This is a genomic window from Hymenobacter yonginensis (assembly GCF_027625995.1).
GTDB lineage: Bacteria > Bacteroidota > Bacteroidia > Cytophagales > Hymenobacteraceae > Hymenobacter > Hymenobacter yonginensis.
Genome location: NZ_CP115396.1, coordinates 121180 through 143985, shown reverse-complemented (window position 1 = coordinate 143985; position 22806 = coordinate 121180). Strand labels below are relative to the sequence as shown.

Sequence of the window (22806 nt, the reverse complement as noted above, 5' to 3'; positions counted from 1 at the left end):
TCGGCGGCGGGGGCGCCGTTTTGCGTGCGGCCGGGCCGTTAGGTGGGTTATGCTGGTTAGGGGGTGCGGTATTATTCCCAGAACGATATTTTTTCGCGGCGTCAGGGGAATATTTCTTTTCCGATGCACGTTATCCGGCCATCCACAACCAAACCTCCTTTACAATGCGCAAACACTCTTTTTCCGGACTAACCGCCGCAGTAGCACTTAGCACTATTTCGCTAATCGGTTGCAACAAGGACCAAGACAATGCCGCTCAGCCCGCCCAGCTGGAGCAGGCGCAGGATGCCAAAGCCGAAGAGGCCTACCCCGGCCAGACCGGCGCGGCCAAAGCAGGCGAATGGGGCGGCCAGCCCATCAGCTACCAGGAAATCAACGGCGAGAAAGTATACGAGGGCGACATTCTGCTCACGCAGGAGCAGGTAGAAGCCAGCCAGAGCCAGGACCCCGGCCGCCCCGGCAGCGCCGGCCGCACCACCGGCCGCTGGCCGTCGGGCGTGGTGTACTACACCATTGATACCGCCCTGCCCAACCAGGCCCGGGTGACGGATGCCATTGCCCACTGGCAGGCCAACTCGCCTATCCGCTTCGTGCCCCGCACCACCCAGACCAACTACGTGACGTTCCGGGTGGGCTCGGGCTGCTCCTCCAACATCGGCATGATCGGGAGCCGCCAGTACATCAACCTGGCTTCGGGCTGCTCCACGGGCAACACCATCCACGAAATCGGGCACGCACTGGGCCTGTTCCATGAGCAGACCCGCAACGACCGGGACACCTATGTGAACATCCTCACCCAGAACATTCAGGCCGGCTACGAAGGCAACTTCACCAAGTACTCGGGCCTGGGTTACGGCGGCACCGACTACGGCGTGCTCGACTTCGGCTCCATCATGATGTACGGCTCGTTCTCGTTTTCCTCGAACGGCCAGCCCACCATCACCAAGAAAGACGGCTCGACCTTCAACATCCAGCGCACCGGCCTCTCAGCCGGCGACAAAACCGGCATCGACGCCATGTACTAGCGTTTATTGCCAGCAGAATCAACTGCAGCACGCACGAAAAAGGGCTCCATTGCGGAGCCCTTTTTTTGTTACGAATGCCCTTCGGCGGCCTGCACCACTCGGGCCGTTACCAGCAGTTGGCCGGTGTGGCGCGTGGTGTGCTCGGCGGCGTGCGTGAGCAAACCCATCACGGTGCTGGGCAGGGCCTGCCGCCCCACCGGCCGGAATTCCGGCAGCGTGGCTTCCGGCGTGCTGCGCAGCGTAGTCAGCATCTGCTCCACGGCCTCTCCAAACTGCCGCAGCAGCGCGGGGGTGCTGGCGGCGGCATCATCCGTAGTTTCGGCGGCTAGGTAGCGGAACTGCTCTTCGCTGAGGGGCTGACGGGCGGCGTAGGTCTGCATGCGGCTGAGCACGCCGGCTAGGTGGCGTAGATGAAACCCCACCGAGGCCACGCCGGCCGGCCGCGCGCCCAGCAGGTGGTCGGGGAAGTGGTGGAGGGCGGTGGCTACTTCGTCGCGGGCCTGCAGCAGGGCGTAGGCCAGGGGCTGCAGCAGCGGGGAGAAGCCCGGCAGCGGGCCACGCAGCCAGTGTTCCGGGAGAGACGCGGGAGAGTTCATATGGGCTGTAACTGCCGAAGCGGGCCGCGGGTTGGGGTGCAGCGGGGCCGGACGCGGGTTTTTCCGCCGATACTGGCCGGGTTTTGCGTGGGCTAGCCTATATTTAAGACCATGCTTCAGCTTTCTCAGCGCGGCGTAGCTCTGCCCGCTTCTCCGTACCGCAAACTCACGCCCTACGCCGATGCCGCCCGCCAGCGTGGCCTGGTGGTGCACCCGCTCAACATCGGCCAGCCCGATATCGAAACCCCGCCGGCCATGCTGGCGGCCGTGCAGCAGGCCAGCATCGGGGTGCTGGAATACAGCCCCACGGCCGGCTACCTCAGCTACCGCCACAAGCTGGCCGACTACTACCAGCGCCTGGGGTTACCGGTGGTGGCCGACGACGTGCTGGTGACGACCGGCGGCAGTGAGGCCATTTCGTTTGCCCTGCTGGGCTGCCTCGACCCCGGCGACGAGCTGATTATCCCGGAGCCGTTCTACGGGCCCTACTCGGCGTTTGCGGTGGCTACTGGCACCCACGTGGTAGCCGTGACGGCCCGCCTGGAAGACAACTTCGCCCTGCCGCCCATCGCGGAGTTCGAACGCAAAATCACGCCCCGCACCAAGGCTATCCTGATCTGCAGCCCCAACAACCCCACCGGCTACGTGTATAGCCGCCAGGAAATGGAGCAGCTCAAGGACCTGTGTTTGCGCCACAACCTCTATCTGCTCTCCGACGAAGCTTACCGCGAGTTCTGCTACGACGCCGAGTACACCAGCGCCCTGCACCTGCACGGCGCCGACGACCACATCGTGCTGCTCGACACCATCTCGAAGCGGTACAGCGCCTGCGGGGCGCGCATCGGGGCCATCGTCACCAAGAACCGGGCCCTGCGCGACGTATTCTTCAAGCTGGCCCAGCTGCGGGTGAGCCCGCCGGGCCTGGGCCAGCTGCTGGCCGAAGCCGCCGCCGACCTGCCCGACACCTACTTCGACCACACCAAAGCCGAGTACCTGGCCCGCCGCGACCTGATGCTGCGCCGCCTGCGTGAGATGCCCGGCGTGCAGGTGCCCACGCCCAGCGGCGCGTTCTACGTCATTGCTCACCTGCCCGTAGACGATGCCGACCGGTTTGCGCAGTGGCTGCTCGAAAGCTTCAGCCACCACGGCCAGACGCTGATGATTTCGCCGGCCTCGGGCTTCTACGCCACGCCCGGCCTGGGCCGCCAGCAGGTGCGCCTGGCTTACGTAGTCAACCAGGAAGTCATCGGCCAAGCCATGGACTGCCTGGCCGCCGCGCTGGAGCAGTACCCCGGCCGCACGCTGGTGTAAGCTGACTGGCGCGAATAAGGCACGTCATTTTCATCAGATCGTCATTCCGAGCGGAGCGAGGAATCTCGCGTGCTGATGTTGTGGTGGTACTCCCGACGTCAGCACGCGAGATTCCTCGCTCCGCTCGGAATGACGTTCTGGTAGTGGTATTGCGTATCTTCTGGGCTGATTCTTGCCCTGCTCCGCCCATGAACCGCCTGCTCCCACTCCTGCTGCTGCCCCTGCTCAGCCTGGCCCCGAAACGGCCCGCCGCCCTGCCCGAATCGGCTCGGCAGCTCACGCTGCGCATCAACGGCGAGGCCGTGAAGGCCGATACCAGCAGCTCCCGGTTTTTCCTGAGCGAGGACCGCGCCCTGCGCCTGAACGTGGTGCGCGCCGACGACCCCGACGGCGAGGGCCTGACCATCATCATCGACCGGTTTCCCATTCAGGCGGGCACCTACAGCTTCCAGGAAATCCTGAGCGGCCGCAACCGCGACGCCTCCTACCGCTTCGGCAAGGTGGCCGCCTACTCGAAATCGTGCGGGCAGAACACGGGTTTCGTGGTGGTTACGGGTGTGGATGCCACGCGGCACTGGCTGCGCGGCACCTACCGCTGCCAGGTGTGCGAGGCCGGCCGCGGCGGCCGCCGCTTCGTGCTGGAAGGCGAGTTTCAGTACCCGGTGGAGAAGGAGTAACGGCATTCTGGCATATTGCAGGCCCAATCCTGCTTTTCTATTCCTTCAATGACACATACCCTCCTCCGCCCCTGCCTGCTGGCCGCCAGCCTGGCTTTCGCCACCGCCGCCCAGGCTCAGACGCCCGCCCCCAACCGCTTCATCACCGACAGCCTCGACAGCTACATCCGGCGCGGCATGCAGAAGTGGGACGTGCCGGGGCTGGCGGTGGTGGTAGTGAAGGATGGGCAGGTGGTGGTGCAAAAGGGCTACGGCGTGCGGCAGGTAGGCAAGCCCGAACCCGTGGACGCCAATACGCTGTTTATGATTGCCTCCAACACCAAGCTGTTCACCGGCACGGCCCTGGCCAAGCTCGATGGGGAGGGCAAAATCGGGTTGGATGAGCGCGTGACCAAGTACCTGCCCGACTTCCGTCTCTACGATTCCACCGCCTCGCGCCTGGTAACGGTGCGCGACCTGATGAGCCACCACCTGGGCTTCAAGACGTTTCAGGGCGACTTCACCTTCTTCAAGTCCAACCTGGAGCGGGCCGAAATTGTGCGCCGCATGCGCCTGATGCAGCCCACCCGCCAGTTTCGCAAAGACTACGGTTACTCCAACTCGGCCTTTGTAGCGGCGGGCGAGGTAATACCGGCCACCACCGGCGGCACCAGCTGGGAAACCTACGTGCAGCAGAATCTGCTGCAACCGCTGGGCATGACCAGCACCTTCGTGTCGTCGGCCGGGTTTGGGCAGCGGCCCAACATTGCTTACGCCTATTCCAACACCTTCGGGCCGCTGGCGCGGGTACCGTTTGATAACTGGGACAATATGGCCCCCTGCGCCAGCATGGTATCCAACGTCACGGACCTGGGCAAGTGGCTCCGCTTCCAGCTGGATAGTGGCCGCTACGAGGGCCGGCAGGTGCTGCCCTGGGCCGCGCTGCGCAAAACCCGCGACGCCAACACCATCATCAGCAGCCGCAAATCGGGCTTGTACCCCATGCACTTCGTCACCTACGGGCTGGGCGTGGAGGCCGCCGACTACAACGGCCGGCAGGTGTTCTGGCACACCGGCGGGGCCTCGGGCGAAGTCAGCAACGTGTGCTTCGTACCGGAAGCCGGCCTGGGCATTGCCGTACTCACCAACAACGACAACCAGAGCTTCTTCGAGGCCCTGCGCTACCAGCTGCTAGACAGCTACCTGGGCATGCCCTACGTAGACCGCAGCGCCCAGGCCCTAGCCCGCCGCAAGGCCGGCCAAAGCACCGCTCCCGACCCCACGGCCGCTCTGGCTGCCCGCGTAAGCAAGAAAGCCAAAGCCCCGCTGCAACTCAGCGCCTATACAGGCGAGTACGAAAACCCGCTGTTCGGCCGCATCCAGATCAGCCAGAAAGGCAAGCAGCTGCTCATCACCATCCCCAACCACCCCGGCCTCACCGCTACCCTCGACTACATGGACGGCCAGGAATTCCGCGCCACCTACTCCGACCTGGTGTTTGGGGTGATGCCGGCCAAGTTCGTGGTAGCCGATGGCAAGGTGCAGACTGTGGAGCTGCGCGTGAACGACTACGTAGAGGAAGACCCGTACGTGTTTGCACGCAAGTAAACCCCTTGTCATTGCGAGCATAGCGAAGCAATCCTTCCTATCTGAGAGCAAAGCAGCCCTAAGCGAAAAGCCCTCCGGCAGTAGAGTAGTACTCTAACGCCGGAGGGCTTTTTGCTTAATCTAACGTGTCTGGCAAAGAGAGGAAGGATTGCTTCGCGCTGCTCGCAATGACAGTTAAATCGTGGCCAGGTCGATAACGAAGCGGTACTTCACGTCGGACTTCATCATCCGCTCGTAGGCTTCGTTGATGTAGTCCATGCGGATTACTTCCACGTCGCTCATTACGTTGTGCTCGGCGCAGAAATCCAGCATTTCCTGGGTTTCCTGGATACCACCAATTAGCGAGCCGGCAATGCGACGGCGCTTGGCAATGAGGTTGAAGGCGTGCAGCTGCGGCGCTTCTGGCGGTACGCCCAGCAGCACCATCGTACCATCGAGGCGCAGGCTGGCCACGTAGGGCGTCAGGTCCATCGGGGCCGACACGGTGTTGATGATCAGGTCGAAGTAGTTGCTGATGCCTTTCATGGCCTCAGGATCCTTGGTAACCACGAATTTGTGAGCACCCAGAGCTTTGGCATCTTCTTCCTTGGAAGGCGAGGTGCTGAGCACAGTTACTTCGCAGCCCATAGCGGCGGCGAATTTCACAGCCATGTGGCCCAGACCGCCGAGGCCCATTACGGCTACCCGGTCGCCTTTCTTGGCGTTCCACTGGCGCAGCGGCGACCAAGTGGTGATACCAGCGCACAGCAGCGGCGCCACGCGGGCCAGATCCAGCTTTTCGGATACATGCAGCACGAATTTCTCCGTTACCACAATGCTGTTGGAATAGCCACCGTAAGTAGGCTGGCCGTCTTTACCGATGGCGTTGTAGGTACCGGTGAAGCCATTGTCGCAGTACTGCTCCAGGCCGTCGTTGCACTCGGCGCAGTGCTGGCAGGAGTCCACCATGCAGCCCACGCCGGCCAGGTCGCCGGCTTTGAAGCCTTTTACGTGGGCACCTACTTCGGTTACGCGGCCCACAATTTCGTGGCCGGGCACCATTGGGAAGATCGAGCCGCCCCACTCGTCGCGCACCTGATGCACGTCGGAGTGGCACACGCCACAGAACATAATTTCAATGCGCACGTCGTGCGGGCCGACGTCGCGGCGCTCAAAATCGAAGGGAGCAAGGGGAGCGTTTACCGTGTGAGCGGCGTAGCCTTTGGCTGCAGTCATGGTTTGGCAGGTAAGTGAGTAAGCAGAAAAGTGCGAGAGGCTATAACTCTATGGCGCCGGAAAAGTTTTGCGGAGGAGGCTACCAGCCGGGCGGAGGCGGTACGGAACCCCGCAGAAAAGCCGCCAGGCGTATGGGCGTGCGGGCATAAGCGTGTACATTACGGGCCACATTACTCTTCCCGTTCCTCTCTTATTCCACACGATGACTTCTTCCCCTAACTCTTCGCCCAACGCCACGGGCCCCAAACGTAATTCGCTGGGTTTGCGCATCTGGCACTGGGCCAATTCCGGCCTCGTGCTGGCCCAACTGATGACCATTCTGTTTCTGTTCGTCATCGTGAAGGTGAAGACGCTGGCGCCGGAGTTCAGCAAGGTGCTGGCCGACCAGGGCGTGGCCATTGCGCCCGACAAGCTGCGCGGCCTCACGCGCATTGTGGCGCACCGCATCTGGGACTGGCATATCTGGATTGGCATTACCATTTCGGTGTTGCTGGCCTACCGCGTGCTGGTGAGCTTCCGGCAGCGGGGCGGGCAGCGCACCGCCGCCAAGCTGGCCCGCCTCAAAAGCCGCGTAGCCGCCGGCGAGCCGGGCTCCACCAAAGCCGTGTGGGTGCGCTACAGCTACCGCGCCTTCTATGTGGTGCTGGCCGTGATGGTGGTGACGGGCATGATTCTGGTCTTCGAAGACAACTTCCGCAGCATCGAGCACACGATGAAGGAAATCCACGAATTCTCGATGTATGTGGTGCTGGCCTTCGTGGTGGCCCACATCGTAGGCGTGTTCCGCGCCGAAGTCACCGACGAGCCCGGCATTACGTCGGACATGATTAACGGCGGTGAGCCGGTAGAGGAAGCGTAGAAATCAGCACGTTTTACCAGAACGTCATGCAGAGGCGCAGCTGAAGCATCTCGCCCGTGTGGTAGCCTCATTGATTACTACACTGGCGAGATGCTTCGGCTGCGCCTCTGCATGACGTGCCAGTTGACCTGCCTACGTGGCTTCATCCAACTGCTCCTGGGCGCTGGTGTGGTCGGTGGTAGAGCGAATGGGCGGCGCTTCCGAGGCGTCGGGCGAGGTCCAGCCCTTGCGCAGCATCTCCTCCACTTGCTCCTTCAGCCGCCGCACCGACTGCTGCGAGAAGCGCACCTGCAGCATCCGGCCAAACAGCTTGAACCCGAGCCAGTAGAAGGGGTTGCGGATGCGGCCCGTCTGCGAAACGGCGTGGATATGGAAGCGCACCCGGCCGGTGGTCAGGTGCTTGTGGACGGTGAATTCAATCTGCCCCCGCTCGAAGTGGCCTTCCAGCGTGCGGTAGTTGTAGCCCCATACCTGCTCCCGGGAACCGTCGGGCAGGGTGCGCGTCTCGTCCGTAACGCCGCCGATGCGTACGCCGAACCAGAACGTGAAGAACAGGAATTGCCCCCGCAGCACCATCACGCGCTGCTCCAATGGCTGGTCGGGCACGAAGATGCCGGTGATGAGGCCGGGCGGCGGAAACGTGTAGTTACGCAGCACTTCGCGGGCAGCAGCCCAGGAACCGTGCGCTTCGGCCGGGCCAGGCGCCTCGGCGGGCAGCTCGGTTTCGTAGTCGTCCACGTTCCAGCCGTTGGCGCGGGTGTACTCGCTCAAGCGGGCGTAGTCGAAGTTGTAGCCGGCATGGGCATACGATTCCAGCCGCGCCTTTTGCAGCTCGTAGAGAGGGGCCGGTTTAGGCATCGTGCGTGATTTCAGTGCCAGATTCGTCCTGCCGGATGGTTTCTACCTGCACCGGGCCCAGTTGCAGGCCGCCGCAGTAGTCGGCCACGCGCTGGCAGAAGGTTTCCCAGGTTTGCTGCTGCACTTTCTTGCCAAAGCCCAGCGTGTCGTAGGTGAAGGCCACCAGCCCGTCGCGGGAGCGGGCTTTGGAGTGGATTTCAAAGCGCAGTGTGTCGGGCAGCGTGGCGTGCGGCTTCAGCGAAAAGCAGATGCGGCCGGCCTCGGGGTGGCTTTCCAGGGTGGCCAGCTCGAAGTAATCGTCTCCGATGTCGGTGACGCGCACGTCGCCGTTCCAGGGGCCCAGGATTTTCACGCCGAACTCGTCGCCGACGCTCAGGCGATGGGCGGCGCCTTTGGATTTCTCGAACTCGGCCAGCAGATCGGGCGAAAAGTCGGGCAGGTGGCTCTCAATGTGGTCGAGCAGTTCGGCGGCCGGCTGGCGGGCGTGCTGCACGTCCACCCAGTAGCGGCGCTCGAAAAAGGCGCCGCTGCCGGTGTGGGCAGGTTGTTCAGGTTTGGACATAGCGGAAACAGGTAAAACTGTCTGCTTTCCTAACGCGGGAGCCCGGGCGGGGGTTGGAATGGAACCGGATAGCGGGCCGTAGCGCGAGCTTTACAGTTCGCGGCCAGCAAGGACATCCGTCGCAACGGCGCGGGGCCGCGAACTACAAAGTTCGCGCTACGGCCGTTCAGCTGGTCCTCAGGTTAACCAGGTGCCGCTACCAGCAGGAGCGTGGCACGAATCGGTGTACTTTTGCCGCTCCTATTCCTTTCTGCCTATGCTGCCTGCCCGCTACTCCCGCGTGTTGCTGAATCCTCGTTTTGTGGCTGTGGTCTACACGGTGCTCATTGTCATCGTCACGGCCCAGCACTACCTCAAGGGTACCATCAACAACTATTACATCTTCGCGAAGCCGTTTTTCAACCTGCTGGAGGGCAAAGACCTCTACCTCGAATATCCGCAGTACTACTACGACACCTACAAGTACAGCCCTACGTTTGCGCTGTTTATGGGCGTATTTGCGGTGCTGCCCGACTGGCTGGGGCTGCTGGGCTGGAACCTGCTCAACGGCGTGGTGCTCTACACGGCCGGCCGGCGCCTGTTTCCGGATACCAACCGTAGCATGCTGTTTCTGCTGTTGGTGCTGATTGATGCCATGACAGCCTTCCATAACAGCCAGGCCAACTGCCTGCTGGTCGGCCTCATGCTGTGGGTGTATATCAACCTCGAAAACCAGAAAACGGCTTGGGCGGCACTGTGCCTGATGCTGGCACTGTTCATCAAAATCTACGGCATCGGTATCGGGCTGCTGTTTCTGTTCTACCCCACGCAGCTGGTGCGGGGCGTGCTGTGGTCGGCGCTGTTTGGGCTGGCGCTGGCGTTTTCGCCGCTGCTAGTTACCTCGTGGGCCGACTTTCTGATGATTTACCAGGGCTGGTTCGACATCGTGCGGGCCTCGGCTACGGCGGTGCAGCTCTCGTTGATGGGGCTGCTCGATGCGTGGTTCAACCTGAACGTGCCCAAAGGCCCGGTGCAGGCGGCCGGGCTGCTGCTGCTGCTGCTGCCGCTGGTGCACTGGCGTTTCTGGCGCCACCCCGACTACCGCCGCCTCTACGTGTCGGCCATCCTGATTTTCGTGGTGGTGTTCAACCAGATGGCCGAGTCGCCGACGTTCATCATTCCGGTGGCGGGCTTCGTGCTCTGGTGGATGTACTACCGCCGCAGCACGCCGCTGGCGCTGCCGCTGTTCGTGCTGGTGGCGTTGCTTACCACGCTCTCGGCCACCGACCTGCTTCCTTCCTCGGTGCGCGAAAGTGTCTTCGACCCCTACAAGCTGAAAGTGCTGCCCATGATTCTGGCCTGGGCCCTCATCCAGATCCAGCTGCTCTTTTTCCCCCAGTGGCGTGAGCGGCTGGAGGGCGTAGCTGGCGGGTTGATGGAGTAGTGGAATGGCGGATTGAGGAAGTTAGGCGAGAAGCTGTCATCCAAAGCTCGCGCAGAACCTTGCCCGGTTGCGTACATAGTCCCGTACGACGATTGACAACCGTTACAGCCAGGCACTGTTCTGCGTAAACGGTTTCCGCTACTACCCCACCATCCCGCCCATCCGCCACCCCACCATATGGCCTACTACCGCCCGCCCGGCCCACCCGCCGATCCGCTTATCGTCAGGGAGCTGACGCAGCTGCAGGACACGATGCGCGCCGAAGTGCGCCAGGAACCGCTGCAGTGCGAGCCCGCCTTCATTGCCGGCTGCGACTCATCGTTTCCCACGACCGACACCATCCTGTCGGTGTTTGTGGTGCTACAATTTCCGTCGCTGGAGCTGGTGGAAAAGGTGTATCACACCAGCGCCGTCACGCTGCCCTACATTCCGGGGCTGCTGTCGTTTCGGGAGGCGCCCAACGTGCTGCTGGCCTACGAAAAGCTGCGCCAGAAGCCCGACATCATCATGGTGGATGGGCACGGCATTGCGCACCCGCGCCGCATGGGCATTGCGGCCCACATCGGCGTCATGCTGGATGTGCCCACGTTCGGGGTGGCCAAGCAGAAGCTGACCGGCTCGTTCCAGGAGCCGGCCCCCACCCGCGGCAGCCTCAGCCCGCTCACCGACCGGAGCGGCGAGCTGCTGGGCGAAGTTGTCCGCAGCAAAGACAAGGTGCTGCCGCTGTTCGTGAGCCCCGGCCACCGCTGCGACCAGGCCACCGCCACCCGCCTCACGCTGGCCTGCCTGCGCGGCTACAAGCTCCCTGAACCCACCCGCCTGGCGGATCATTGGGCCGAGGAGTTCAAGAAGGAGTTGCGGTAGAGGCTGGTAGCAATAGAACGTCATGCTGAGCTTGTCGAAGCATCTCGCGTGCTGATGTTACAATGGTAATCCTGTGTCAGCACGCGAGATGCTTCGACAAGCTCAGCATGACATCTACCTCCAAAACCTCAGCACGCGAGATGCTTCGGCTGCGCCTCTGCATGACAGCCGGATAGTTCATCGTTCAACCAACCACCTCCCGCCACCTGTCAGCCAGTTCCGGCAACGAGCCAACCGGGCCGGGCGGCAAGCCCAGCATCCTAGCCACGGCTTCGTACACCACCTGCGGACCGGCGGCCTCGTTCACAATCCCGCCGTAGCCACCCGCCTGCGTGGATTTCGAGAGCTTCTCCCCATCGGGCGCGAGCAGCAAGCCATGGTGATGGAACCGGATGCGGGTGGCGTTGAACGGCGCGGTTTCGGGCAGCTGCAGGGCCAGCCAGAGCTGGGCGGCGGTGCTTGCCTGCAGGTCGAGGCCGCGCACTAGCAGGTTGGTGCCCAGCCGCAGATCATCCACCACCGACGCCACCTGATAGGCGGCGACGCCGTCTTTTTTGCGCACCACAAAATCGGGCATCAGGGAGCCCAGCGGCACCGTGGTGGAGCCCTGGGCGGCATCCGGGAAGCTGATTTCCGTTTCGGGCGGTACCTGGGCGCGCCAGGCGGCTTCGGGCGTGTGCAGCGGCACGGTAGCGGCGGGCGTGGCCCCGGTGCGGGAGCGGGTACTGGCCTGCAGCAGGCCGGGCACCTGCGCCAGCTGCTGCAGCACCGCCTCGTAGGCGGGCAGCTGGTGGCGCTGCGAGTAGTGCTGCTCGAAGTCGGCGGGGCCGGTGGGGCCTGCGTCGTAGTCGACACCCAGCCACTCGATTGTCTGGAAGATGTTGTCGAGGTAGACGGGGCGGAACCGGGCGCGGTCCAGGTCGTCGATGCGCAGGTGCAGCGTGCCGCCGGCCTGGCGCGTGAGCAGCCAGGTGAGGGTGAAGTTGACGGCGTTGCCGAGGTGCAGGAAGCCGCTGGGCGTGGGCGCCAGGCGAGACACTATCGGTTCTGAAGGCAGCATAGGTATATTGCAGGGCCGGCAAATTACGGTGCTGTATGCAACTGCGCGGTGTTCATTCCCTTCTTGCTATCCTATGCTATCATTTCTACCCTCCCGCCCGCTTTCCTTGCGCCTGCTGGCCGCCGGCCTGCTGAGCGCCACCCTGGCCGGCTGCGGCTGCGGCACCGTCGACTGCGACACCTGCGACCCATTTGCCGACGAGCTGGTGCTGTTTCGCCTCGATGCCGACACGCTGCGCAACGGCTTCCGGCAGGCCGAGGTGGCCTCGGCCTACGTGGTGCGCTACGCTAACCCCGATTTCACCCAGCCCCGCGACACCATCCGGCAGAAGTTCCAGAACATCTACCAAGGCTTCGGCTACTCCAACCGCGACGTGGTACTGAACCTGCTGTTTGCGGGCAAAATCAGCACGGCGGCGCAGTTCTTGGGCTCCAGCTACCGCATCGTGGTGCCGCTGGCCAACCGCGAGTTCGACATCAGCAACCTGGAAATCAGCACCGAGGAAGGCACTGGCTGCTGCCCCTGCTCCTATAATACCCGCCGCCGCTACTTCCTCAACAGCCGCCCCATCACCGCCGACGGCACTTCCTACACGGGCACAGTGCTGAGCCGGTAGCGCCGCTCCGGTAACACCAGTCCGACGGCGGCAGCCGTCCGACCGGTTGCCGGTAGCGCCACCTCCACGACACCGCAGAAACAACGTCAGCACGCGGCAACCGGTCGGACGGCTGCCGCCGTCGGACCGGCAGGTGGTTTCTGGTAGCGCGGCTTATTGAAAAGTTTAAATCGCCTTTACTTCCTCTTACCTATGCTATTACGCTTCATAACTGCCGGTCTGCTGACCGCTGCACTGGCCGGCTGCTGCGGCACTAAAAACTGCGACTCATGTATTGCGGAAGGCCTTGGTTTGCGTTTCGACGCAGACAGCCTAAATGGCGGATTCCGGTGGGCGGAGGTACGCTCGGCGTATGTAGTGCGCTATACGCTCAACAACTATCAGCAGCCTCTCGACACTGTACGCCGCCAGCGCGATTCTTCTTTTAATTTTTATTCGCGTGATTTTGACCTGCCCTTAAATGGGCTGTTTGCACCTCGGCCCGGCAACAGCCTGCGCTTCAATCAATACAGCTACCGAGTGCTGGTTCCGGCGGCGCAGCGCCAGTACGATGTCACGAATATCGAACTGGCTTTTGAGGAAGGCAAAGGCTGCTGTGCCTGCTCCCAGCTTACGCGCCGCCGCTTCCAGCTCAACTCTGTGCCAGTAACTGCCGACCCGCCCGACACCCAAGGGCTGGTGCTGAGCCGGTAGCGCCGCATTAAACCCGGCCGCCGTTTCGCCGTCCATCTGGCAACCGCTATACTTGTAGTTGCCCTATGAAACACGTTCTACGCTTCCTGCTGATTCTGTTGCTGCTGCCGGTGCTGCCGGGCCGGGCGCAGCAAACTCCCCTGTACTTTCCGCCCGCCAGCGGAAACTGGGCCACCATCACGCCCCAGAGCCTGGGCTGGTGCCAGCCCCAGCTCGATTCGCTGGTGGCGTTTCTGGGCCGCAAGGGTACCAAGTCGTTTGTGGTTCTGAAAGACGGGCGGCTGGTGGTGGAGCGCTACTACGGCACATTCACCCAGGATTCCGTCTGGTACTGGGCGTCGGCGGGCAAGTCGCTGACGGCGACGCTGGTGGGCGTGGCCCAGCAGGAGGGCCTGCTGCAGCTCCAGGACAGCACCTCCCGCTACCTCGGCCGCAGCTGGACGTCGGCGCCGGCCGCCAAGCAGGCACTCATCACGGTGCGTCATCAGCTCACGATGAGCACCGGCCTCAACGACGCCCCGCCCCCGCCCTGCGACAACGAAAGCACCAGCCCCGGCTGCCTGCTCTACCGCGCCGACGCCGGCACGCGCTGGGCCTACCACACCGGCCCCTACCGGTTGCTGCAGGACGTGGTGGCCCAGGCCAGCGGCCTCACCATCAATCAGTACACCAACCAGAAGCTGGCTAGCCGCATCGGCATGAGCGGGCTATGGGTGAACGACGTGTACTACAGCCGGGCCCGCGATATGGCCCGCTTCGGGCTGCTCACGCTGGCCCGCGGCACCTGGAACGGCACCGCCATTCTGCGCGACACCGCCTATTTCCGCCGCATGACCACGCCTTCGCAGAGCTTGAACCGCAGCTACGGCTACCTCTGGTGGCTGAACGGGCAGCCCTCCTACATGCTGCCGGGCCTGCAGCTCGTTTTCAACGGCCCGCTCATCCCCACGGCCCCCGCCGACCTGATTGCGGCGCTCGGCAAAAACGACCAGAAAATCTACGTGGTGCCCAGCCTGGGGCTGGTGGTGGTGCGCCAGGGCAAGTCGGCCGGCGACTCGCGGCTGGCGGTGTCGTCGTTTGATACCGAGCTGTGGCGCTACCTGACAGCCACCATGCAATGCCGGCCGCTGGCGGCCAGTTCCGCCGTAGCCGCCACCCTCCCGCTCTACCCCAACCCCGCCGCCACCACCCTCACGCTGGGTCCCCCGGCCAGCAGCCGCACCGTGCGCCTGCTCGATAGCCGCGGCCAGGTGGCCCGGCAATGGCCCGCCCCCGCTGCCACCGCCGAAACGGAAGTATCGGTGGCCGGCGTGGCTCCGGGGCTGTACCTGGTGCAATGGCTGGACGGCCAGGGCCGCGTGCTGGCCTCACGCAAGCTGCAGAAGCAGTAGGCGGCAGTAGCCCGGAGTTTAAGTCCTGGGCTACGGAGTGATTTCCATTGCAGCAGCCGAACCACCTTTTCAAGCAGCCGCGTAGCGGCGGCAGGGATGTAGCAGAAAGTACGGCAGATAGCAAAAGCCACGTAGCGGCAGCAGGTTCTATTGGTGAACCTGCCGCCGCTATGCGGCTATTCCAAGGCTCACGGCCACCGTCGTGTTTATGCGCTAGCCGACTTCGCCTGGCACCCCCTCTCCTTTTCGGAGAGGGGGCCGGGGGGTGAGGCGCCCCGAGCGCGCCGTTTGTGCGACAACCGCCTCTCCCCTTCCAAACAGAATATCGGAAATGAAGTAAACTTTTAGGAAGCAATTGATGTATGTACATATATTGCATCACCAACCGCACTCTGCGGCTTCCTTCAGACCCGTTTCAACTTCCCGATTATGCAAACGCTCCTGCACACTGCCGGCTCCCGCGGCCACGCCAGCCACGGCTGGCTCAACTCCTACCACACGTTCAGCTTTGCCGGCTACCAGAACCCGGAGCGGATGCACTTTGGCGTGCTGCGCGTGCTCAACGATGACACCGTGGCCGCCGGCATGGGCTTTGGCGCCCACCCGCACGACAACATGGAAATCATCAGCATTCCGCTGGCCGGCACGCTGGAGCACAAGGATAACGCCGGCAACCACGGCATCATCCAGAGCGGCGACGTGCAAGTGATGAGCGCCGGCACGGGCATCGCGCACAGCGAGAAAAACCACAGCCGCACCGAGGAAGTGAAGTTTCTGCAGATCTGGGTGTTTCCGAACAAGCGCGGCGTGCAACCCCGCTACGACCAGTTGAGCTTTCGGGCCGCCGACCGCCACAACCAGTTTCAACAGGTCCTCTCGCCCAACCCCGATGATGCCGGCGTCTGGATTCATCAGGATGCCTGGTTCCATCTGGCCGATTTCGACGCCGGTTTCAGCGCCGACTATCAGGTGAAGCGTTCCGGCAACGGCGTCTACGTATTCGTGCTGGAAGGCGACGCCACCATCAACGGCCAGGCCCTGCACGCCCGCGACGGTTTCGGCATCTGGGACACCACGTCCTTCACGGTGCAGGCTGACAGCAACACCCGCCTGCTGCTGATGGACGTACCCATGAGCCTGTAAGTCGCAGATGATGCAGATGAAAAGGATGTCGCGGATCGATGCTCCCTGCACCATCCGCAATATCCTTTTCATCTGCTACTCATCATTTGCAACATCCTTTTCATCTGCACCATCTGCGATACTATGCGTTACGCCCCCACCACCTACCCTGTCCACGAGCTGATTCGGAAGCGCTGGAGCCCGCGCTCCTTCACCAGCCAGCCCGTAGCGCCCGACGCCCTGAACCAGGTGTTTGAGGCCGCCGCCTGGGCTGCCAGCGCCATGAACGAGCAGCCCTGGCGCTATATCTACGCCCACAAATCCGACCAGGAAACGTTTCAGAAGCTGGTAGACTGCCTGCTGCCCGGCAACCAACCCTGGGCCAAAAACGCCCCAGTGCTTATCCTGTCCCTGGTGAAAACGCACTACGACAACGGCAACCCCAACGGCGCCGCCCTCCACGACCTGGGCATGGCCAATGCCAACCTGATCCTGGAAGCCACGGCCCTGGATCTGCACGGCCACTTCATGGCAGGCTTCGATGCGAATAAGGCCCGCGAAGCCTTCCGGATTCCGGAGTCGTTGCAGCCAGTGGCCATGCTGGCGCTAGGCTACGTCGGTGAGGCCGACCAGCTGGAGGAGCCGTTCCTGAGCCGCGAGAAAGCGCCCCGCCAGCGCAAGCCCGTAAGCGAAATTGCCTTCCATAGTCAACTACCAGCCTAGTATTATGCCACACATTCTCATTTCCGCCGCCGACCGCGGCCTGAAAGATATCGGCTGGCTGCAGAGCAACTTCTCACTCAGCTTCGGGCCTTACGCCAACCCGGCCCGCAGCGGCTTCGGGTTGCTGCGCGTCTTCAACGACGACTTTGTGCAGCCGGGCGGCGGCTTCGGGCTGCATGCCCACGCCAACATGGAAATCATTTCGGTGATGCTGGCCGGGCGCATGAATCACAAGGATTCGCTGGGCTACTCCGAGGAGGTTTCCACCGACTGGGTGCAGATCATGAGCGCCGGCACCGGCCTGCGCCACGAGGAACACAACATCGGCGACGACGAGGTGAACTTCCTGCAGATCTGGATTGAGCCCAAGCTGCAGAACGTGACGCCCCGCTACCAGCGCCGCCACTTCCCGGCCGAGAAGCGCCGCAACCGCCTCACCACCATCGTCAGCAACGAGGAAGGCACGGCCCACTGCTGGATCAACCAGAACGCGAAACTCTCGCTGGGCTTCTTCGACGCCGGCCAGACTGTGGACTACGCGCTGAACCCGCTTAACAAGGGCGTATTCATCTTTCTGCTCGAAGGCCAGTTGACCGTGAACGGCCAGGCCGTGGCGCCGCGCGAAAGCCTGGGCTTGTGGGAAACCGCCGACGTGCACATCGTTTGCGAAGCGGAAAGCAAGTTTATTGTCATCGAAGCGCCTATCAATCACTAGGCGCTTATTGGCGGCGTAGGCCGTTTCCATACTCACCGGCCCGGCAGCGTTGCAGTTGTCGGGCCGGTGGCGTTTGGGGCTACCGGCTTGGTCGTCAGCAGGCTTGCAGAGGGGGCGGATGAAGCTCTGATGGCGTTTTTGGAGCGGCGTGCCGGCCGGAACTCGCTATTAACAGCAGCCCGTGCCCTCACAACCAACAGATTATGATACGCCTATGCTATTCAGCCGGGATTAAATACCGACTTTTGCCGACGAATCCGTTGGTCTGCGTCTGCTTACTCATATGAAACAAACTCTTCTCTTTGTTGCGCTGGCGCTGGCCAGCCTGGCCGCACGGGCGCAGGATCTGCCCTACCAGCTGCCGCCCAAAGCCATTGCCACCCTGGCCGAAACGCCGCCCACGCCGCGCGTGAGCATCTCGCCCGATGGCCAGTGGATGCTGCAGCTCGACGTGCAGGATATGCCCACCATCGCCGACCTCTCGCAGCCGGAGCTGCGCCTGGCGGGCTTGCGCATCAACCCGCGCACCAACGGGCCCAGCCGCGTGACGTACGCCACCATGCTGCGCCTCAAGCGCCTGCCCGACGGCAAGGAGCTGCTGATTCAGGGCTTGCCGGCCAATGCCCGCATCAGCGAAGTCACCTGGTCGCCGGACAACACCAAAATTGCCTTCACCCACACCACCAACAACCACATAGAACTGTGGCTGGCCGACGTGGCCTCGGCCTCGGCCCGGCTGGTGCCGAACATCTTTTTGAACGGCGTATTTGGGTCCAGCTACGAGTGGGTGTCTGACAGCAAGGCTGTGATTGCGCGCGCCATTGTGGGCGGCCGCGGCGAGGTGCCGTCGGCCACGGTGGCGCCCACCGGCCCCACCATCCAGGAAAACAGCGGCCGCACCGCTGCCGCCCGCACCTACCAGGATCTGCTGAAAAACCCCGCCGACGAGCGGCAGTTCCAGTACTTCGCCTTGTCGCAGGCCGTGCGCGTGACTACCGATGGGCGCATGCAGCCGCTCGGTGAGCCGGGCATCATTCAGCAGGCTTCGCCCTCGCCGAATGGCCGCTACGTGCTGGTGAAGACGCGCCACCGGCCGTTTTCCTACACCCTGCCCGTGAGCAGCTTCCCGGTGCGGGTGGACATTCTGAGCATCGACGGGCCCGTAGTGAAGGCGCTGGAAGATCTGCCGCTGGCCGATAACGTGCCTACCAGCTTCGACGCGGCCCCTACCGGCCCGCGGGCCCACGGCTGGCGCGAAGACGCCCCGGCCACCGTGTTCTGGGTGGAAGCCCAGGACGGCGGCGACCCTAAAACGGCCGCCCCCATCCGCGACAAAGTGTTTGCGCTGGCCGCCCCGTTTGAGGGCGCGCCGCTGGAGCTGGCCGCGCTGCCCATGCGCTACGCCGGCATCTACTGGGGCACCGACAAGCTGGCGCTGGTGCAGGGCTACCGCTGGGCCGACCGCCACGAAACCACCTGGACGCTGGACCTGGCCACCAAAACCTCGCTCACGGTCCTGTTCGACCGCTCGTCGCAGGACACCTACACCGACCCCGGCACGCCGTACCTGAAGCGCAACGCCCTGGGCCGCCAGGTGCTGGCCACCGACCCCACCAGCAGCACCATCTATTTGTTCAGCAACGGCGCCTCGCCGGAAGGCGACCGGCCGTTTGTGGACGAGATGAACGTGCGTACCAAGAAGATTCTGCGCTGGTGGCGCTCCGAAGCCCCATTCTACGAGCAGCCCATTGCCATCCTCGACGAGAGCAAGCGCCAGCTCGTTACGCGCCGCGAGTCGGTGACGGACGCGCCCAACTACTTCCTGCGCGACGCCCGCAGCAACCGCCTCACGCCGCTTACCAAGTTTGCCAACCCCTACGCCAGCCTCGGCGGCCTGAAAAAGCAGGTGCTCAAGTACAAGCGCGCCGATGGCGTCGACCTGACCGCCAACCTCTACCTGCCGCCCACCTACAAAAAGGAAGATGGCCCGCTGCCCACGCTGCTGGAAGCCTACCCCGTGGAGTTTAAGGATAAGAAAGACGCCAGCCAGGTGAAAGGCTCGCCCTACACCTTCACGCGCCTCTCGTGGGGCTCGCCGGTGTTCTGGGTGACGCAGGGCTACGCCGTGCTGCAGGGCACCAGCATACCGATTGTGGGTGAAGGCACTAAGGAGCCCAACGACACCTACACCGAGCAGCTGGTGGCCTCGGCCAAAGCCGCCATCGACGAAGGCCAGCGCCTGGGCGTGGTCGACCCCAAGCGCGTGGCCGTGATGGGCCACAGCTACGGCGCCTTCATGACGGCCAACCTGCTGGCCCACTCCAACCTGTTCCGGGCTGGCATTGCGCGCAGCGGCGCCTACAACCGCACGCTCACGCCGTTCGGCTTCCAGGGCGAAGAGCGCACCTACTGGCAGGCCCCGGAGGTGTACAATGCCATGTCGCCGTTCAACTACGCCAACAAGATCAAGACGCCCATTCTGCTGATTCATGGCGAGGCCGACAACAACTCCGGCACTTTCCCCATCCAGAGTGAGCGGTTCTACAACGCCCTGAAAGGCCACGGCGCCACCGTGCGCTACGTAGTGCTGCCCGCCGAAAGCCACGGCTACGCCGCCCGCGAGTCCATCATGCACATGCTCTGGGAGATGAACTCCTGGCTGAACAAGTACGTGAAGACGCCCGCCACCGTAGGCTCGGCGCCGGTACCGGCCGGCGCGCAGGCGCCCGGCAACTAGCCAGCTCCGCCAACGCATTTTCCAACACCCCGGGCCATCTGGCTCGGGGTGTTTTTTTGCTACCGGCTGGCCGTCATACTCCTGATGTGCAATATTATGGCCTGCTTACAACCCAATTATTCCACCGGCCGTTTCAGGGGCATAGTTCAGTTTCCCAACTGCTAAATTCCACTGACATGAAGACCATCAAACTATATGCGGCCATGCTGTCGGCCGTTCTGCTGCTGGGCAGCACAGTTTCCGCTTCCGACGCCGCTGCCCAGTCTGGCATGAGCCGGAAAGGCAAAGGCGCCATCATCGGGGGCGGCACGGGTGCCGCGGCCGGCGCCGTCATTGCCGGTAAAGGCGACCGGGGCAAAGGTGCCATCATTGGCGGCGCAGCTGGTGCCGTAGGCGGGGCCATCATCGGCCGCAAGCGCGACAAGAAAAAGGATCCGGTCCGCTACCGGCAGTACTCCAAGAAAGACTAGTTTCCTGACATTCGACGTCAGCAAAAAGGCCCCGCACCAATTGGTACGGGGCCTTTTTAGTAATCAGACAGGAATATTGAGCACTCAGCCTATCGGTATAGGTCCACTTGCTTAGGGAAGCCAAGCTGGCACCTTGACTGGCGCTGTCAGCAGCCGCAGGACGCCACGGCGGCGTCGGTGCCGGCGGGCGCGGCGGCCGTGGGGCCGCACGGGAACAGGCCGAAGTGCTGCTCCTTGCTGCCCAGCACGCGGAAGTGCGCGCCGTAGCGGGTCTGGCCCACCATGTCGGCGGTGTTGCCGCACACCAGCATGGGGCGGCCGGTTTCAAAGCGGTGGTGGTCGTCGAGGACGAAGGCGTGCGGGTGGCCGGGGATGGTACCGAGGTAGGTGGCCACCTGGCCGTAGTCTTCGCACCGGTCTTCAAGAGCTAGCTTGAAGGCCCGCACCGTGAGCGAGTAGAAGCCGATGTTGCCCACTTTGGCCTCAATTTCGGGGTTGCCGATGGTGAGGCGGCGGCTGGCCGTGAGGCGGTAGTCATCGACGCCCAGCTTTTGCAGCAGGCGCCGGAAATCGTCGATGTAGAGCGCGCCGCTCAGGCACTCGCCGTACAGCACGGGGTCCTGGCGCAGCACTTCGGGCACGCGGCGGTCCGAGAATACGTCGGCAATGTGCAGCTCGCCGCCGGGCTTCAGCACCCGGAAAATCTCGCGGTAGGTGGCTTCCTTGTCGGTGCTGAGGTTGAGCACGCAGTTGCTGACCACCACGTCCACGCTGTTATCGGGCAGGCCGGCCGAGTACAAGTCTTCGATGTAGCCGTGGCGGAACTCCACGTTGGGCCGCGAGTAGCCAAAGCGCGCCGTGTGGGTGTCGATGTGGCGGCGGGCCACGTCCAGCTGCTCCTCGGTCATGTCCACCCCGATTACGTGGCCCTCCTGCCCCACCAGCTTGGACAGCAGATAGGCGTCGCGGCCGCTGCCGCTGCCCAGGTCAAGCACGGTGCAGCCTTCCACCAGCGGCGGCAAGGCCACGCCGCAGCCGTAGTATTTTTCCAGCACTTCCGATTCCAGTTGGGCCAGAATCCGTTTGTGCTCGTCGGGTATATCGTCGGTGCAGCAGGCATTGGTTTGCAGGTCGTCCTGCGTGCGCAGCTGCTGACCGTAGTAGTCCTGAACCTGGTTGTGCGTGAGGTCTTGCATGTAAAGCTAGCGTGATACGTGTGAGAGGATTCTGACCTACGAAGCTATCAGGTTTTTCAGATTGATCGGCCGGCGCGTCCCGGCCGGTGTCCGGTACAATGCGGGCATTTGCAAGCTCAACTGCAACCCGCAGAGAGGATTTCAAGAACAAGCACGCTATGCAACTCTTCGTGTACGCAACGCTCAACGACCCGGCCCGGCAGCTACTGCTCCAGCAGCTGCCCGCCGGCATCCACCCCACCTTCCGGCAGGACCTACCGGAAAGCCAGCAGCAGGCGGCTTTTCAACAGGCCGAAGTCGTATTTGGCAATCCGCCGCCGGAGTGGTTTGCGGCCGGGGCGCCGGCCACGCTGCAGTTCTGGCAGATTGACTCAGCCGGTATCGACCGGTATCAGGAGCTACGAGTGGAGTTTCTGGTGGCCAACGTGGGCGACTATTTCGCGTGGCCCTGCGCCGAAACCATCGTGGCGGGCATTCTGGGCTGGTACCGCGCCATTCCGGAGCTGGCCGTGCTGCAGAGCCGGCGGCAGTGGGTGGGCGGCCCCATCCGGGGCCGCGTGGGCCTGCTGCGCGACAAGCGGGTGGTGATTCTGGGCAGTGGCGCCATCGGGCAGGCCGTGGCCGAGCAGCTGGCGGGGTTCCGCTGCCACGTACAGTTGCTGGCCCGCACCGACGCCCGGGCTCAGCTCCACTCCCGCGAAGACCTGCTGGCCGCACTACCCGAAACCGACCTGGTAATCAACTGCCTGCCCGGCAGCGCCGACCAGTTTTTCTCGACCGAGATGATGCAGGCCCTGCCCGCCCACGCCCTCTACGCCAGCGTCGGGCGCGGCAACACCACCGACGAAGCCGCACTGCTGGCCGCCCTGCAAGCCGGCCGCCTGGCTGGCGCCGTCCTCGACGTGACGGCCCAGGAGCCGCTGCCTGCCGATAATCCGCTGTGGAGCCTGCCCAATGTGCTGCTCACCCAGCACAGCGGCGGCGGCCAGCCCCGCGAAGACGAAGGCAAAGTGGAAATCCTGCTCGACAACCTGCACCGCCTGCGCCACCAGCAGCCGCTGCAAAACCTGGTGCAGTTGGCCCGCGGGTATTGAGAAGCGCTAGTT

At 63.5% G+C, this 22806-nt stretch carries 22 protein-coding genes; 16 read left to right on the top strand and 6 right to left on the bottom strand.

The features are described from left to right. The first annotated feature begins 164 nt into the window (after positions 1-164). Complete coding sequence (locus O9Z63_RS00650; RefSeq protein WP_270127322.1) at positions 165-1025, top strand: M12 family metallopeptidase; 861 nt, start codon at positions 165-167, stop codon at positions 1023-1025. Positions 1026-1093: 68 nt separating this feature from the next. Here O9Z63_RS00650 and O9Z63_RS00645 read toward each other — a convergent pair whose 3' ends face one another. Next, positions 1094-1621 carry a DinB family protein gene (locus O9Z63_RS00645; protein WP_270127321.1) on the bottom strand — a complete coding sequence of 176 codons (528 nt, stop codon included), beginning with the start codon at positions 1619-1621 and terminating at the stop codon, positions 1094-1096. Positions 1622-1732: 111 nt separating this feature from the next. Between O9Z63_RS00645 and O9Z63_RS00640 the strand changes: the two genes are divergently transcribed. The 3 genes from O9Z63_RS00640 (at position 1733) to O9Z63_RS00630 (ending at position 5196) form a co-directional block, all read left to right on the top strand. Then, on the top strand, positions 1733-2932 hold the full coding sequence (locus O9Z63_RS00640; protein WP_270127319.1) for a pyridoxal phosphate-dependent aminotransferase: 1200 nt from the start codon (positions 1733-1735) through the stop codon (positions 2930-2932). Positions 2933-3120: 188 nt separating this feature from the next. Beyond that, on the top strand, positions 3121-3609 hold the full coding sequence (locus O9Z63_RS00635) for a hypothetical protein (protein ID WP_270127318.1): 489 nt from the start codon (positions 3121-3123) through the stop codon (positions 3607-3609). A 48-nt stretch (positions 3610-3657) separates the two neighbouring features. Beyond that, on the top strand, positions 3658-5196 hold the full coding sequence (locus O9Z63_RS00630) for a serine hydrolase (protein WP_270127317.1): 1539 nt from the start codon (positions 3658-3660) through the stop codon (positions 5194-5196). 174 nt (positions 5197-5370) lie between these two features. Here the strand turns inward: O9Z63_RS00630 and O9Z63_RS00625 are convergent, their stop codons facing one another. Continuing rightward, positions 5371-6411, bottom strand: coding sequence for an NAD(P)-dependent alcohol dehydrogenase (locus tag O9Z63_RS00625; protein ID WP_270127316.1), 1041 nt, complete (start codon positions 6409-6411; stop codon positions 5371-5373). A gap of 202 nt (positions 6412-6613) precedes the next feature. Here O9Z63_RS00625 and O9Z63_RS00620 point away from each other — a divergent pair, with 202 nt between their 5' ends. After that, positions 6614-7270, top strand: coding sequence for a cytochrome b/b6 domain-containing protein (locus tag O9Z63_RS00620; protein WP_270127314.1), 657 nt, complete (start codon positions 6614-6616; stop codon positions 7268-7270). 132 nt (positions 7271-7402) lie between these two features. Here O9Z63_RS00620 and O9Z63_RS00615 read toward each other — a convergent pair whose 3' ends face one another. Next, positions 7403-8128, bottom strand: a complete 726-nt coding sequence (locus O9Z63_RS00615) for a DUF1990 domain-containing protein (RefSeq protein ID WP_270127313.1) — start codon at positions 8126-8128, stop codon at positions 7403-7405. Next, on the bottom strand, positions 8121-8690 hold the full coding sequence (locus O9Z63_RS00610) for a hypothetical protein (protein ID WP_270127311.1): 570 nt from the start codon (positions 8688-8690) through the stop codon (positions 8121-8123). Before O9Z63_RS00610 ends, O9Z63_RS00615 begins: the two co-directional genes overlap by 8 nt. Before the next feature lie 256 nt (positions 8691-8946). On the opposite strand from O9Z63_RS00610, the gene O9Z63_RS00605 reads away from it, so the two are divergent. Together O9Z63_RS00605 and nfi are read left to right on the top strand one after the other, a co-directional pair. Then, complete coding sequence (locus tag O9Z63_RS00605; RefSeq protein ID WP_270127310.1) at positions 8947-10113, top strand: glycosyltransferase family 87 protein; 1167 nt, start codon at positions 8947-8949, stop codon at positions 10111-10113. A gap of 177 nt (positions 10114-10290) precedes the next feature. Next, on the top strand, positions 10291-10977 hold the full coding sequence (gene nfi / locus O9Z63_RS00600; RefSeq protein ID WP_270127309.1) for a deoxyribonuclease V: 687 nt from the start codon (positions 10291-10293) through the stop codon (positions 10975-10977). Between the two features lie 184 nt (positions 10978-11161). Here nfi and O9Z63_RS00595 read toward each other — a convergent pair whose 3' ends face one another. Then, the gene (locus O9Z63_RS00595; protein ID WP_270127308.1) at positions 11162-12037 is read right to left on the bottom strand and encodes a glutamate--tRNA ligase family protein; all 876 of its coding nucleotides are present in this window, start codon (positions 12035-12037) and stop codon (positions 11162-11164) included. A 73-nt stretch (positions 12038-12110) separates the two neighbouring features. Between O9Z63_RS00595 and O9Z63_RS00590 the strand changes: the two genes are divergently transcribed. The 8 genes from O9Z63_RS00590 to O9Z63_RS00555 all read left to right on the top strand — a co-directional run bounded on the left by O9Z63_RS00590 (position 12111) and on the right by O9Z63_RS00555 (position 20504). Further along, positions 12111-12653 (top strand): hypothetical protein, encoded by a 543-nt coding sequence (locus tag O9Z63_RS00590; protein ID WP_270127307.1) that lies wholly within the window; start codon positions 12111-12113, stop codon positions 12651-12653. Between the two features lie 192 nt (positions 12654-12845). Further along, a complete protein-coding gene (locus O9Z63_RS00585; RefSeq protein ID WP_270127305.1) occupies positions 12846-13346 on the top strand; it encodes a hypothetical protein in 501 nt (166 codons plus the stop codon). A 65-nt stretch (positions 13347-13411) separates the two neighbouring features. Next, positions 13412-14737, top strand: a complete 1326-nt coding sequence (locus tag O9Z63_RS00580) for a serine hydrolase (RefSeq protein WP_270127304.1) — start codon at positions 13412-13414, stop codon at positions 14735-14737. 429 nt (positions 14738-15166) lie between these two features. After that, positions 15167-15880, top strand: a complete 714-nt coding sequence (locus tag O9Z63_RS00575) for a pirin family protein (RefSeq protein WP_270127303.1) — start codon at positions 15167-15169, stop codon at positions 15878-15880. A gap of 123 nt (positions 15881-16003) precedes the next feature. Continuing rightward, positions 16004-16582: a nitroreductase family protein gene (locus tag O9Z63_RS00570; RefSeq protein WP_270127302.1), complete on the top strand. Its 579-nt coding sequence runs from the start codon at positions 16004-16006 to the stop codon at positions 16580-16582. A 4-nt stretch (positions 16583-16586) separates the two neighbouring features. Next, positions 16587-17297, top strand: coding sequence for a pirin family protein (locus O9Z63_RS00565; RefSeq protein WP_270127301.1), 711 nt, complete (start codon positions 16587-16589; stop codon positions 17295-17297). A gap of 283 nt (positions 17298-17580) precedes the next feature. Next, positions 17581-20034 (top strand): S9 family peptidase, encoded by a 2454-nt coding sequence (locus O9Z63_RS00560; RefSeq protein WP_270127300.1) that lies wholly within the window; start codon positions 17581-17583, stop codon positions 20032-20034. A 176-nt stretch (positions 20035-20210) separates the two neighbouring features. Next, positions 20211-20504, top strand: coding sequence for a glycine zipper domain-containing protein (locus O9Z63_RS00555; RefSeq protein ID WP_270127299.1), 294 nt, complete (start codon positions 20211-20213; stop codon positions 20502-20504). Positions 20505-20650: 146 nt separating this feature from the next. Here O9Z63_RS00555 and O9Z63_RS00550 read toward each other — a convergent pair whose 3' ends face one another. Then, entirely contained in the window at positions 20651-21700 is a 1050-nt protein-coding gene (locus tag O9Z63_RS00550) for a methyltransferase domain-containing protein (protein ID WP_270127298.1), read from the bottom strand. Positions 21701-21858: 158 nt separating this feature from the next. On the opposite strand from O9Z63_RS00550, the gene O9Z63_RS00545 reads away from it, so the two are divergent. After that, positions 21859-22794: an NAD(P)-dependent oxidoreductase gene (locus O9Z63_RS00545; RefSeq protein ID WP_270127297.1), complete on the top strand. Its 936-nt coding sequence runs from the start codon at positions 21859-21861 to the stop codon at positions 22792-22794. The last annotated feature ends 12 nt before the right edge of the window (positions 22795-22806 follow it).

Bases quoted from the DNA above. Each gene is read 5' to 3' on its own strand.
- O9Z63_RS00650 (WP_270127322.1), top strand. From the start codon at position 165: ATGCGCAAACACTCTTTTTCCGGACTAACCGCCGCAGTAGCACTTAGC.
- O9Z63_RS00645 (WP_270127321.1), bottom strand. From the start codon at position 1,621: ATGAACTCTCCCGCGTCTCTCCCGGAACACTGGCTGCGTGGCCCGCTG.
- O9Z63_RS00640 (WP_270127319.1), top strand. From the start codon at position 1,733: ATGCTTCAGCTTTCTCAGCGCGGCGTAGCTCTGCCCGCTTCTCCGTAC.
- O9Z63_RS00635 (WP_270127318.1), top strand. From the start codon at position 3,121: ATGAACCGCCTGCTCCCACTCCTGCTGCTGCCCCTGCTCAGCCTGGCC.
- O9Z63_RS00630 (WP_270127317.1), top strand. From the start codon at position 3,658: ATGACACATACCCTCCTCCGCCCCTGCCTGCTGGCCGCCAGCCTGGCT.
- O9Z63_RS00625 (WP_270127316.1), bottom strand. From the start codon at position 6,411: ATGACTGCAGCCAAAGGCTACGCCGCTCACACGGTAAACGCTCCCCTT.
- O9Z63_RS00620 (WP_270127314.1), top strand. From the start codon at position 6,614: ATGACTTCTTCCCCTAACTCTTCGCCCAACGCCACGGGCCCCAAACGT.
- O9Z63_RS00615 (WP_270127313.1), bottom strand. From the start codon at position 8,128: ATGCCTAAACCGGCCCCTCTCTACGAGCTGCAAAAGGCGCGGCTGGAA.
- O9Z63_RS00610 (WP_270127311.1), bottom strand. From the start codon at position 8,690: ATGTCCAAACCTGAACAACCTGCCCACACCGGCAGCGGCGCCTTTTTC.
- O9Z63_RS00605 (WP_270127310.1), top strand. From the start codon at position 8,947: ATGCTGCCTGCCCGCTACTCCCGCGTGTTGCTGAATCCTCGTTTTGTG.
- nfi (WP_270127309.1), top strand. From the start codon at position 10,291: ATGGCCTACTACCGCCCGCCCGGCCCACCCGCCGATCCGCTTATCGTC.
- O9Z63_RS00595 (WP_270127308.1), bottom strand. From the start codon at position 12,037: ATGCTGCCTTCAGAACCGATAGTGTCTCGCCTGGCGCCCACGCCCAGC.
- O9Z63_RS00590 (WP_270127307.1), top strand. From the start codon at position 12,111: ATGCTATCATTTCTACCCTCCCGCCCGCTTTCCTTGCGCCTGCTGGCC.
- O9Z63_RS00585 (WP_270127305.1), top strand. From the start codon at position 12,846: ATGCTATTACGCTTCATAACTGCCGGTCTGCTGACCGCTGCACTGGCC.
- O9Z63_RS00580 (WP_270127304.1), top strand. From the start codon at position 13,412: ATGAAACACGTTCTACGCTTCCTGCTGATTCTGTTGCTGCTGCCGGTG.
- O9Z63_RS00575 (WP_270127303.1), top strand. From the start codon at position 15,167: ATGCAAACGCTCCTGCACACTGCCGGCTCCCGCGGCCACGCCAGCCAC.
- O9Z63_RS00570 (WP_270127302.1), top strand. From the start codon at position 16,004: ATGCGTTACGCCCCCACCACCTACCCTGTCCACGAGCTGATTCGGAAG.
- O9Z63_RS00565 (WP_270127301.1), top strand. From the start codon at position 16,587: ATGCCACACATTCTCATTTCCGCCGCCGACCGCGGCCTGAAAGATATC.
- O9Z63_RS00560 (WP_270127300.1), top strand. From the start codon at position 17,581: ATGAAACAAACTCTTCTCTTTGTTGCGCTGGCGCTGGCCAGCCTGGCC.
- O9Z63_RS00555 (WP_270127299.1), top strand. From the start codon at position 20,211: ATGAAGACCATCAAACTATATGCGGCCATGCTGTCGGCCGTTCTGCTG.
- O9Z63_RS00550 (WP_270127298.1), bottom strand. From the start codon at position 21,700: ATGCAAGACCTCACGCACAACCAGGTTCAGGACTACTACGGTCAGCAG.
- O9Z63_RS00545 (WP_270127297.1), top strand. From the start codon at position 21,859: ATGCAACTCTTCGTGTACGCAACGCTCAACGACCCGGCCCGGCAGCTA.